The sequence below is a fragment of the Oribacterium sp. genome, assembly GCF_057249185.1.
In genome coordinates this window covers 1-11,378 of record NZ_DBHIGR010000059.1, presented here as the reverse complement: position 1 = coordinate 11,378, position 11,378 = coordinate 1, and the positions used below count along the sequence as shown (strand labels likewise).

The window sequence follows — 11,378 nt, the reverse complement described above, 5'->3', positions numbered from 1 at the left end:
CATTGCCTATCTGCCGGTTTCCTTTCTTTATATTTCCTCCATGCTTTTAGGCTATATCGGATTGCGCTATATTGAGCTTTCCGTCTCCTCCCCCATTTGCAATACCTCCGGTGCGGTGGCAGCTCTGCTTTCCTTTATTTTTCTAAAGCAGGTCTTGGCATTACCCCAGCTTTTTGCCATTCTTTTGATTCTTTTTGCCATTTACCTGCTTTCCTATCTGCAAAAAAAGCATGAGGATGCGGAACGAAAAAAGATGCAGGAAAAGGTGGAGGACAAATATGTAAACAGCTTTATCGCCATTTTCTTTCCCATCTTTTACTGCATCATTGACGGACTGGGCACATTTTTAGACGCGGTGGTTCTGGAAAAAATTCCGGAAGCCTCTGCAAATGTAGCCTATGAATACACCTTCTGTACTCTGGCAGTCTGCCTCTTCTTCTATTTGGTTTTTGTAAAAAAGACCAAGTTCAGCCTTCCTACGGAAGGACCGAAATTTTTAGCTGCCGTCTGCGAAACAATAGGCCAGTTCACCTATATCTATGCCATTGGAGCAAATGCTGTTGCCTCCGCACCCTTGATTTCCAGCTACTGCCTCTTCTCCGTAATCTGGGCCAGAATCTTCTTAAAAGAAAAGCTTAGCAAAGCCCAGTACCTTGCCGTTGGACTGGCGGTTTTAGGAATCTTGATTTTGGGATTCTTTGAAGAAGGCTAGTCTAAGCCAAGAGATAGAGAGCTTTTCTTATAGCATCCGGCAATTCTTCATCAGCTTCTCAATTTCTGTTCCTTGTACACGCTTCAGGGCTGTCTTCAGTACGATATCCTGAATAAATCCAAGATGTAAGTCTGTAATCTTCTTTCCGTCTCGAAGGGCAACGGTAGCATTTAACAGATCTCGAAGGTCAAACACGCTACCCCAGACCTCCGGAACGCCTCTGTCCACATTTGCCAGGGTGTACACTGCCTCCATAGCTGTTCGAATGGAATACTCTGTAGTAAAAACGGTATCTCTGGGCGTTTCCGCAAAGTTTCCGATAAAAGCAAAGTTTACAGAGCCCTCCGGTACCACTAAAGGACGGTCTCCGGCTTCTCGTGGCTGGAAATAAGCGCTGGCAAAGGGCATCATCACCGGAACGGTATTGGCACTATGAGCTGCCAGTTCCGAAATTTCCTCCACCGGAACACCTAAGTGATAAAGCCATTCTTCACAGATTTCCTGTCCGGTACATTCCCGCATGGATTTCTTAATAAAATCTCCGGGCTTATCGGAAAACATACCGTAAAGCCAAACCAGAACCTGCCCCTTCGGCTGATTTCTGTACTGGGGTTGACGATTAATGGTCCAGCTTAGAAGCCAAGAGGAATCCGTTACGGTTACGATACCGCCGGTGACAACCTTACCTGATAGAGGATCTCTTTGGCAAATGTTTTTGATATAAGGAAGAATCTTCTCATCCAAGGTATTCACCGTTGCACTTACCCAGTTACTATCCTCAGGGTTTGTACAGAATTTGTCCGGTTTTCCGAAAGAAGGATCCTGTGCCGAAATTTTTCTCCATAAGTCAAAGGAGCCTCCCGGATGAATCTCATTATCCATGCCTGTAGCTTCTGTCTGACTGCCATAGGTGGAATTTTCCACGTTACTTCCATTCGTATAGAAAAGCAAATCATTTTCCGTTAGGTCAATGCTGTCCTCTTTACCGTCTCGCAAAAGCTCAATCCGTTTTGCCTGCTTTTTTCCGGCAGAAATATCAAAAAGCACATTTGTCACGCTAACACCGTAGTGAAACGCAACCCCACGCTCCTCCAGATACTTCACCATCGGTAGTACCATAGACTCATACTGATTGTATCTGGTAAAACGTAATGCCTTAAAGTCCGGCAATCCCCCGATATGATGGATGAATCTTTGCATATAACGCTTCATTTCCAGAGCACTTTGATCATCCTTAAAGGCAAACATGGTCCGCCAATACATCCAGAAATTGGTCTTAAAGACTTCATCGTCAAAAATTTCCGTCATTTTCACATTGGCCAAATCTTCATCCGTTGTCATAAAAAGCTTCATGATTTCCATGCTTCCCTTGTCGGAAAGACCGAACTTATCGCCGGTTTTAGCATTTTCTCCCCGATTTTTGGTAGCACGGCATAAAGAATAATTCGGATCCTTTTTATTTAACCAGTAATACTCATCCAGAACGCTGACTCCCTCCGTTTCTATAGAGGGAATAGAATGAAACAGATCCCACATACATTCGAAATGGTTATCCATCTCTCTGCCGCCACGCATGACATAACCCGCAGATATTTTGTCCCCATCCAAAGCTCCGCCCGGATGAGATTCCTTTTCCAGAATATGAATTCTCTTCCCTTCCATCTGCGCATCCCGTACCAAGAAGCAGGCAGCTGCGAGAGAAGCTAAACCGCTACCAATTAAATATGCCGACTTGTTCTCAATCCCCTCCGGTTTTTCCGGACGGGCAAATGCCTCATAATTTCCACTGGAATAATACATATCATACCTTCCTTTCTAAAAACCACCGAACTCTTATATACAGTATATCTTACTCCTATAAAAATATGGAAACAATAAGAAGCTGTAAAAAATCAAAATAGTTTTCTAAGCAATTATTTTGATTTTTTACAGCCCCTATTTAAATCATTTTTCTTCAGCCCGGAAATACAGCTCACCGACCCGCAAAGAGTTTCTTTCTGAAGACAATCTAGACTCAGCCGACTACAGGAGATTTTTCTCCAGCCCGGAAATGTGCCTCACCGTCCGGCAATGAGTTTTCTTTCTGAAGACAATCTAGTCCCAGCCGAACATAGAAGATTTTTCTCCAGCCCGGAAATGTGCCCCACCGTCCGGCAATGAGTGTCTTTCTGAAGACAATCTGAGCCCGTCAGTACTTGCTGAAAGCGAGTGAACGAAGCTTTCAGCTTAGTACTGCTACGAGGCGAGGTTAGTGAGAACGTGTCTAAAGAAAGAAGCTCATTGCAAAGGACGGTGATACTATTCCTGAAGAAAGAAACTCATTACCGGACGGTGATATTATTCCTAAAGAAAGAAACTCATTACCGGACGGTGGCACTATAGCACCGACTTCATCGAAGCCACATACTCTCCCAGTACCGCCTCTTCCTTCCCCGGATTCTCATGGATTTTCTTCATAATGGCGGAGCCTACAATCACGCCGTCCGCATACTGCGCCACTTCCTTTGCCTGCTCTTTGGTGGAAATTCCAAAACCGACGGCACAGGGAATGTCGGTGTGGCTCTTCACCATTTTCAAAAGAGAAGACAGGTCTGTGGTGATTTCCTTTCGCTCTCCCGTTACCCCAAGGGATGACACGATATATAAAAATCCTTCCGCATCTTTCGCAATCTTTGCGATACGATCCTCGGAGGTGGGGGCTACCATGGAAATGAGGGCAATGCCGAAGTCCCTGCAATCCTGCAAAAACTCTTCCCGCTCTTCATAGGGCACATCCGGAAGAATCAGGCCGGAAACCCCTGCCTCCTTGGCCTTTTCCATGAACTTTCTACTGCCGTAGGAGAAAACCACATTGGCATAGGTCATATACACAAAGGGCACATCCACTTCCTGCCGAAGTTCCCTGGTCATTTGAAAAACCTTCTCTGTGGTGCATCCTCCTTGTAAGGCCCGAAGGTCAGCTTCCATAATCACCGGACCCTCTGCGGTGGGGTCGGAGAAGGGAATCCCCAACTCAATCAGGTCTGCTCCATTTTCCACCATGCTTTTTACCAGCTTCTTGGTGCTTTCCAAATCCGGATCTCCACAGGTGATAAAGGGAATAAATGCCTTTCCCTTTGCAAATGCTTCTTTTATGCTTCTCATTCTACCAAGTCCTCCCCTCTGAAACGTGCTACGGAAACACAGTCCTTATCCCCTCTTCCGGAGATGCAGATCACAATGCTTTCCTCCTTACTCTTCTCCTTCGCTACCTTCATACCGTAGGAAATGGCATGGGCGGATTCAATGGCCGGGATGATTCCCTCCATTTTCGAAAGATACTCAAAGGCCTCTACCGCCTCCAAATCCGTTACCGGCACATACTTTGCCCGTCCGCTGTCATGGAGTGCTGCGTGCTCCGGTCCGATTCCTGGATAATCCAGTCCCGCGGAAATGGAGTATACCGGGGCAATCTGTCCGAATTCATCCTGACAGAAGTAGGACTTCATGCCGTGGAAAATGCCCAGCTTTCCTACCGCAATGGTGGCCGCAGTTTCCTCCGTATCCACCCCTCTTCCTGCGGCCTCACAGCCAATCAGCTCTACACCTTCATCCGGAATAAAATGGTAGAAGGTTCCGATGGCATTGGAGCCGCCTCCCACGCAGGCCAATACTGCTGCAGGAAGCTTTCCTTCCTTTTCCAAAATCTCTTCCCGAATCTCCTTGGAAATCACCGCCTGAAAATCCCTGACCATGGTAGGGAAGGGATGAGGTCCCATAACGGAACCGAGGCAGTAGTGGGTATCGGAAATTCTCTTCGTCCACTCTCTCATGGCCTCAGACACCGCATCCTTTAAGGTGGCAGTTCCAGTCTTTACGGAAACCACCTCCGCTCCCAAAAGACGCATCTTGTAAACATTTAAGGCCTGACGCTCAATGTCCTCCTGCCCCATGAAGACCACACATTCCATGCCGAAAAGGGCTGCTGCCGTTGCCGTTGCCACACCGTGTTGTCCTGCTCCGGTTTCCGCAATCAGCCTGGTCTTTCCCATGCGCTTTGCCAGCAAGGCCTGTCCTAAAACATTGTTGATTTTGTGGGCTCCGGTATGGTTTAAGTCCTCTCTCTTTAAGTAAATCTTGGCGCCTCCAAGATCCTTCGTCATCTTTTCCGCATAATACAGGCGGGAGGGCCGTCCCGCATAGTCATTTAAGTAACGGCTTAACTCCTTCTGAAATACAGGATCCGCCTTAGCCTCTGTATAGGCCTTATCCAATTCTTCTATTGCCTGCATCAGGGTTTCCGGAATGTACTGTCCTCCGTGAATCCCAAAACGTCCAATTTTCTCTGCCATACTACTCCTTTCCGGATGTATCTTTCATTCCATCTTCATTGCTACTTCTTTGTATCTTTATTGCATCTTTATTGCTACTTCTTTGTATCTTTATTGTATCTTCTTTGCTTCCATTTCTTCACAAAGTCTGCTTCCCATATTCTCTCACCAAATGTATAAAGCTATCCATCTTCTCCGGACTTTTCCGGACACCATCTTCTCTCTGCTCCTCGATTCCGGAGCTGACATCCAATCCATAGGGGGAAAATGCTTTGATTTTCTCTACTACATTTTCCGGGGAAAGTCCTCCTGCCAAGATATAGGGACGATGAATCTTTTGTAAAAGTCCTGCCTCCGCCTCTTTGCCTTCCCCTTTCCCTCCATCCAGAAGAATCAGGCCCGCCGGAGAGGCATTTGCCCGTTCTATATCCTTTTCTTCTTTTAAAATAAAGGCCTGCCAGAGAAAGGAATCCCCCCTAAGTTGCTTCATTTTCTCCTTAAGCGTAAGAACATAGGACTCCTCTTCTTCTCCATGGAGCTGAACCCCTTGGATGATGCCCTCCTGCAAAAGCGCCAAAATCTTCGGAATCTCTTCTTCTACAAAGACTCCCACCCCGGGAATGGAGGGTTTTAACTTTGCCCTTAAGCGCCTTGCCTGCTCCTTGTCCACATAGCGTTTACTTTTCTTATAGAAGACAAAGCCCACATAATCTATGGGAAGCTTTTGCAAATACTGGATTTCCTCTTCCTTTGTGATACCGCAGTACTTGACGACCATGCCAACTCCTTTCAGCCCTCGATGCTTTATGATGCACCTCACAGGCTTTAGCGCTTGTCCCGGCTTAATTTTGGGAAGCTTTTCTGTACTCTTCCAAGAAGGCCAATGCCTTTCCGCTGCTGATGGCTTCCTCCGCCAGGTGAATGCCTTCTTCAATGCTTTCCACCTTTCCGGCGATAAAGAGGGCTGCTCCCGCATTTAACAAAAGAGCCGTTTTCTTGCTGCCTTGAATCTCATTGGCCAAAAGTCCCTTGGTAATTGCAGCATTTTCCGCCGCATCTCCTCCCACAAGCTCCTCTTTTTTCCCTCTTTCCAAATGGAAGTCCTCCGGAGCAATCTCAAAGATTCGGCTTTGTCCATCCCTTAATTCGCAAACCAAAGTCTTGTCGGAAACGGAAATCTCATCCATGCCGTCCTCTCCGTATACCACCAAAGCCCGCTTAAGCCCTAAGTGATGCAGCACCGCCGCCATAGGCTCTAAAAGTCTCTCCTGATATACCCCAAGAAGCATGGCATCTGGCTTTGCAGGATTGGTTAGCGGCCCAAGGATATTGAAAATGGTCCGAAAGCCCAGTTCCTTTCGAATGGCTCCCACATACTTCATGGCGGTATGGTAGTGCTGGGCAAAGAGGAAGCAAAGGCCGGTGTTTCTCAGCATTTCCTCCGCCTTATCTCTGTCCTGCACAATGTTAATGCCCAGGGCTTCCTGACAATCCGCGGTGCCCGACTTGGAGGAGGCTGCCCGGTTTCCATGCTTTGCCACCTTTACCCCTAAAGAAGCTACTACCAAAGCGGAGGTGGTGGAAATGTTGTAACTGTTGCTGTGGTCTCCACCGGTTCCTACGATTTCCAAAACCTCCATGCCCTCATGCTTTACTTCTGTGGCGTGTTCCCGCATCGCCTTGGCAAATGCGGTAATTTCCGTGATATTTTCCTCCTCCCGCTTTCTGCAGGCCAGAGCCGTAAGAAAGGCGGTATTTTGCACCGGAGAGCTTTTCCCGTCCAGAATTTCATTCATGCTTTCGTAGCTTTCCTGAAAGCTTAAATCCTCTCCCAATACCAGTTTTTTGATACATTCTTGCAGCATACTCGCTCCTTTCTTTCCTTACCCTCTGTTCCTTTGAGATCCTCTTTTTGGCAAAAACCGTCTGTTCTACGCAGGCTAGCTATTCTACTTCTCTACACAAGATTCCTTTTTTTGTAGATTATTTCTTATTTTAATAGGCTCCGTAATTCCTGAAGTTTTTCCTTCTTGCTCTCTGCCCGCATCAGGCTTTCTCCAATCAAAACCCCATCTACCCCGGCTTCCTCTAAAAGCCTTAGTTCTTCCGCCTTGGACATTCCGCTTTCCGCCACGAAGAGCTGATTCTTTGGCACCAAATTTCTTAAAGATAGGCTGTTTTCCAGATTTACGGAAAAGCTCTTTAGATTTCTGTTGTTGACTCCGATAATCTCCGCTCCCACAGAAAGGGCACAGCGGATTTCTTCCTCATCATGGCATTCCACCAAGGCATCCAGTCCCAGCTTTCCTGCCAGGCTTAGAAATTCCTTCAGTTCCCTTTCTCCGAGAAGAGAAACAATTAAGAGAATAGCTTTCGCTCCTAAAAGTTTGGCCTGATAGATTTGGTAGGGGTCAATCAGAAAGTCCTTCCGAAGCACCGGTACCGAAACAGCTTGTGCGATTTCTTGTAAATATTGATCCTTCCCCAGAAAATACTTAGGCTCCGTCAAGCAGGAAATGGCGTCAATGCCGGCAGCTTCATAGTCCTTTGCAATCTGTAAATAAGGAAAATCCTCTGCGATAATGCCCTTGGAGGGGGAGGCCTTCTTCACCTCTCCGATAATGGATAAGCCCTTCTTAGCCAAGGCCTGGTAAAAGCTTTTGCCTTTGCTCTCTCGCTCCTCCAAAAGCCTTTCCAGCTCCATAAGCGAAAGCAGCTTTTTCTCCTCTTCCACAGCCTTTCTTCTTTCCCTTGCAATTTCTTCTAAAATGCTCATTTGCTTCTACCCTTATGCTCCCTTACAAATCCTTGCAAAGTTTTCCAAAATCTTCGCTCCGTCCTTGGTCATGATACTTTCCGGGTGGAACTGTACGCCGTAAACCTTCCGTTCCCTGTCTTCCACCGCCATCACTTCCTCCTGCTTGGTTTTTCCGGTAATCCGAAGCTCTGTGCCCTCCAGACTTTCCTCCTCGGCAATCAGGCTATGGTAGCGAGCCACCTTCATTTTCCGGCCAAGACCTTTAAAAAGCTCTGAATCTTCCACAATGTCCACCTCGGACTGTCTGCCGTGCATGGGTTTTATGGCGTGGCTTACGGTACCCCCATAGACCTGACAGATGGCCTGTTCTCCAAGACAAACCCCAAGAATAGGGATTTTTCCCCGAAGAGAACGAATCACTTGGGGGCAAATGCCGGAATTTTCCGGTCTGCCCGGTCCGGGAGAAAGAACGATTCCTGCCGGCTTCATGGCCTCGATTTCTTCCACCGTTTTCCCGTCGTTTCGAATCACTTCCACCCTCTCGTATTGGGACAGCATCTGATATAGGTTAAAGGTAAAGCTGTCATAGTTATCAATTAAAAGAATCATTCTGCCTCCTCCCCTCTTTGAATGGCTTCCACCATGGCCTGGGCCTTATTCTTACACTCCTCAAATTCCTTTTCCTCGGAGGAGTCCACCACGATGCCGGCTCCGGAGCGAATCCCCACCTTTCCGTTTTTCTTATAGGCAAAGCGGATTGCAATGCAGAGGTCCAGATTTCCGTTAAAATCAATGTATCCGATTCCTCCCCCGTAGATGCCCCGGCGGTTTTGCTCTATATCGTCAATCAGCTGCATAGCCCGAATCTTCGGTGCTCCGCTTAGGGTTCCGGCAGGAAGCACGGCGGAAACGCAGTCCAGCGCGTCATAGCCTTCCTTAAGTTCTCCCATTACGGTGGAACCGATATGCATCACATGGGAATAACGCTGAATTTCATGGTACTTTTCCACCTTCACGGTGCCTACCTTGGCGATTTTCCCGATATCGTTTCTGCCTAAATCCACCAGCATATCGTGCTCGGAAACTTCCTTTTCATCCTGTAAAAGCTCCATGGCGATTCGCTTGTCCTCTTCCTCTGTTATTCCCCTCTTTCTGGTACCTGCCAGAGGAAAGGTCTGCAAAACCCCCTCCTCAAGCTTTACCAGAGTTTCCGGACTGGCTCCTGCCAGCTCCAAGTCCTTACTAGAAAAGTAGAAAAGGTAGGGGGAGGGATTTAAGCAACGAAGGTGCCTATAGCTTTCCAAAAGACTTCCCTCATAGTCCGCTTCCAGCCTGTTGGAGAGGACGATTTGGAAAATGTCTCCATCCTTCAAATGTCTCTTGGCCTTCTTCACCATTTGCATATATTCTTCCTTGCTGTGGAGGAGGCGGAAGTCGCTTAGGCATCTGCCGGGCTCTTCCTTCTTCTGCTCTCCGTTCTTTAAGAGCCTATGCATATTTTCCAATTCCAAAACCGCTCTCTTATAGCCTGCCTCGCCCTCGGAAAGGGACATATTCACAATCAGGAAAATCTTTTGCAGGAAGTGGTCAAAACAGATTACCTTGTCAAAGAGCATCAGGTCCAAATCCTGGAAGTCCTCCTCATCCTTTCCGGAAAAATGAAGGCTGTTCTCCTCATACCGGATAAAGTCATAGGCGAAGTATCCAACCAGTCCTCCGGTAAAGGAAGGGGCCCCGGGTACCTTGGGCGCCTTGTGCTCTTGAAGGATTTGCCGGATTAGAGCCTTGGGATCCTTGGTAGGAAGCTTTAAGCCGGAGCTTTCTACGATGCCGTTTTTACAGGAAATGCTTTGCTTCGGATCATAGCCCAGAAAGGTATATCTCCCCCATTTTTCTCTGTCCTCCATGGACTCCAGTAAAAAGACATTTTGCGAAATATTTTTCAAAATGGACAATGCGGTAATGGGCGTAATAAAATCCGAAAAAATCTCCTTCATGACGGGAAGCAGGCGAAGGCTTTCATCCTTCCGGTAGGCTTCCATTTCCACAAGACTTGGTCTAATCATCATTTTCTTCCTTTCTCTAAAATCTGCATGGGGAATTATTTTTGCTCTTATCAAAAGGACTCTTGAATGCGTTTTCCTTTTATCAAAAAACTATCTTAAAAATTTCCAAAATCATTTTTGAAAATAAAAAAACCCCAGCAGAATAAAAATTCTGCTAGGGACGAAAATTAAAGTTCGCGGTGCCACCCTAGTTCACGATTCACTCGTGCTCTTAGCAAGGTACTAACATACCTCCGGAAACTAACGCATTCCTATGCGTCATGGAATACTCGGACTGCTCCTTTGACCATGCCCTCAGTGGTCCATTTGCTAAGCTGTGTTCTGCCCGGCTCTCACCTTCCCGGACTCTCTGTGAGCTCATACTTAACGTTATCTCCACCTCAACGGTTTTATAGTTCTAATATTTAACACAACTTGACTTTTCTCGTCAAGAACTTTTTATAAATTTATTTAACCGACTGCTCTGTTATAGGTTTCCGTCATCTTGGAAGCGGCCTCGCTGATTTTTTGGAAGCTTCCATCGGTAGCCCATAAAATTTGCAAGTCATTCTCCGAAAATCCTTTTCCGCTTTCTTTCCGGTCAATCATCTCCTGAAGCTGCTTCTTGAAATCTCCGGCAGCATCCGCAAAGGTAGTAACGTAATAGTTATTATCAAAGCCTTCCTTCTCCGCAGCATCTTTATCCTTGGAAAGGGGCACAAATTCCAAAAGCAGGGTAGCCAGCTCGTCATAGGCAGGACGTATCTTTGTCAAATCAAGGTCGGCAATATTGGCCTCTGCCACATTGGGCTGCTCAGAAAAAGCATCAATAATTTGATTTTTCAGATCCATGATTCTCAGCATATCATAGCGGATCGTAAGGCCGTTATCCTTCATTCTCTGCATTTCTTCCTGCTGTCTTTCCACAGAAAGGCTGTGAATGGCTGCGGTATAAGCATCTGCCGGATCAATATAGCTTTGTACCAAGGGGAAAAGACGGCTATGAATTTCCTGTGCCTTGGCATACTGATCATCCTTATAGGCCTGCAAATCTCCATAGCTGGCCGCCTCGTTATAAACCTTCATGGTTTCCAGTACAATAGGAGCCAAAGTTTTTACCTGCTCATCTAAATCAGTAAACTTGGTTCCGGCATTGGCCTGATCCAGATAGCTCTGTACTTGCTCCATGTCATAATCGCTAAAGCTGACCGTAGTATAATGTCCGCCTTCTATCACCTTAAACTCTGTCTCCGGCTCTACCCCCTCAAAATATCTGCCGATATTATCTTCAAAATTACCGGTTAGGAAATTGCTGAAATCCACGTAATTGTTGTATTGTGTCAGCTCATCGTCGCTTTCCCCGGAATCAGTGGAAAGGTTCTTTTTCAAAGCATCCAAGGGGTTATTCCCGGAATCACTGCTGTCCCCGCTGCTCTCTCCGCTTTTTTCCTGCTTTATAGCATTCTGAGCCATCTTTAAGTCTTCACAGGCGGAAAGACTGAGGGCTAAAGCCGCTACACTAAGACCTAATACAATTTTTTTCATACATTCCT

The 11,378-nt window shown here is 46.7% G+C and carries 10 protein-coding genes and 1 other annotated feature; of the genes, 1 reads left to right on the top strand and 9 read right to left on the bottom strand.

Annotated elements, in window-relative coordinates:
- The coding region (locus ACO4PX_RS04950) for an EamA family transporter (protein WP_485571778.1) at positions 1-712 on the top strand (712 nt) is incomplete at its 5' end.
- Positions 713-739: 27 nt separating this feature from the next.
- On the opposite strand, the gene ACO4PX_RS04945 is transcribed toward ACO4PX_RS04950, so the two are convergent.
- From ACO4PX_RS04945 to ACO4PX_RS04905, 9 genes are all read right to left on the bottom strand, one after another.
- Entirely contained in the window at positions 740-2,512 is a 1,773-nt protein-coding gene (locus ACO4PX_RS04945) for an oleate hydratase (RefSeq protein ID WP_485571776.1), read from the bottom strand.
- A 576-nt stretch (positions 2,513-3,088) separates the two neighbouring features.
- The gene (gene trpA, locus ACO4PX_RS04940; protein ID WP_485571774.1) at positions 3,089-3,856 is read right to left on the bottom strand and encodes a tryptophan synthase subunit alpha; all 768 of its coding nucleotides are present in this window, start codon (positions 3,854-3,856) and stop codon (positions 3,089-3,091) included.
- Positions 3,853-5,043, bottom strand: a complete 1,191-nt coding sequence (gene trpB / locus ACO4PX_RS04935) for a tryptophan synthase subunit beta (protein ID WP_315365301.1) — start codon at positions 5,041-5,043, stop codon at positions 3,853-3,855. The genes trpA and trpB overlap by 4 nt, the downstream gene beginning before the upstream one ends.
- Before the next feature lie 118 nt (positions 5,044-5,161).
- A complete protein-coding gene (locus ACO4PX_RS04930) occupies positions 5,162-5,800 on the bottom strand; it encodes a phosphoribosylanthranilate isomerase (protein WP_455022833.1) in 639 nt (212 codons plus the stop codon).
- A 64-nt stretch (positions 5,801-5,864) separates the two neighbouring features.
- A complete protein-coding gene (trpD, locus tag ACO4PX_RS04925; protein WP_485571772.1) occupies positions 5,865-6,887 on the bottom strand; it encodes an anthranilate phosphoribosyltransferase in 1,023 nt (340 codons plus the stop codon).
- Between the two features lie 125 nt (positions 6,888-7,012).
- Positions 7,013-7,798 (bottom strand): indole-3-glycerol phosphate synthase TrpC, encoded by a 786-nt coding sequence (trpC, locus tag ACO4PX_RS04920; RefSeq protein ID WP_485571770.1) that lies wholly within the window; start codon positions 7,796-7,798, stop codon positions 7,013-7,015.
- 12 nt (positions 7,799-7,810) lie between these two features.
- On the bottom strand, positions 7,811-8,389 hold the full coding sequence (locus tag ACO4PX_RS04915; RefSeq protein ID WP_007156979.1) for an anthranilate synthase component II: 579 nt from the start codon (positions 8,387-8,389) through the stop codon (positions 7,811-7,813).
- Positions 8,386-9,849 carry an anthranilate synthase component I family protein gene (locus ACO4PX_RS04910; protein ID WP_485571768.1) on the bottom strand — a complete coding sequence of 488 codons (1,464 nt, stop codon included), beginning with the start codon at positions 9,847-9,849 and terminating at the stop codon, positions 8,386-8,388. The genes ACO4PX_RS04915 and ACO4PX_RS04910 overlap by 4 nt, the downstream gene beginning before the upstream one ends.
- Positions 9,850-9,999: 150 nt before the next feature.
- Positions 10,000-10,239 (bottom strand) — a binding site (T-box leader).
- Positions 10,240-10,296: 57 nt separating this feature from the next.
- A complete protein-coding gene (locus tag ACO4PX_RS04905) occupies positions 10,297-11,370 on the bottom strand; it encodes a DUF3829 domain-containing protein (RefSeq protein WP_485571766.1) in 1,074 nt (357 codons plus the stop codon).
- Positions 11,371-11,378 lie beyond the last annotated feature (8 nt).

Excerpts from the sequence above, each read along its gene's own strand:
- ACO4PX_RS04945 (WP_485571776.1), bottom strand. The coding sequence starts at position 2,512 with ATGTATTATTCCAGTGGAAATTATGAGGCATTTGCCCGTCCGGAAAAA.
- trpA (WP_485571774.1), bottom strand. The coding sequence starts at position 3,856 with ATGAGAAGCATAAAAGAAGCATTTGCAAAGGGAAAGGCATTTATTCCC.
- trpB (WP_315365301.1), bottom strand. The coding sequence starts at position 5,043 with ATGGCAGAGAAAATTGGACGTTTTGGGATTCACGGAGGACAGTACATT.
- ACO4PX_RS04930 (WP_455022833.1), bottom strand. The coding sequence starts at position 5,800 with ATGGTCGTCAAGTACTGCGGTATCACAAAGGAAGAGGAAATCCAGTAT.
- trpD (WP_485571772.1), bottom strand. The coding sequence starts at position 6,887 with ATGCTGCAAGAATGTATCAAAAAACTGGTATTGGGAGAGGATTTAAGC.
- trpC (WP_485571770.1), bottom strand. The coding sequence starts at position 7,798 with ATGAGCATTTTAGAAGAAATTGCAAGGGAAAGAAGAAAGGCTGTGGAA.
- ACO4PX_RS04915 (WP_007156979.1), bottom strand. The coding sequence starts at position 8,389 with ATGATTCTTTTAATTGATAACTATGACAGCTTTACCTTTAACCTATAT.
- ACO4PX_RS04910 (WP_485571768.1), bottom strand. The coding sequence starts at position 9,849 with ATGATGATTAGACCAAGTCTTGTGGAAATGGAAGCCTACCGGAAGGAT.
- ACO4PX_RS04905 (WP_485571766.1), bottom strand. The coding sequence starts at position 11,370 with ATGAAAAAAATTGTATTAGGTCTTAGTGTAGCGGCTTTAGCCCTCAGT.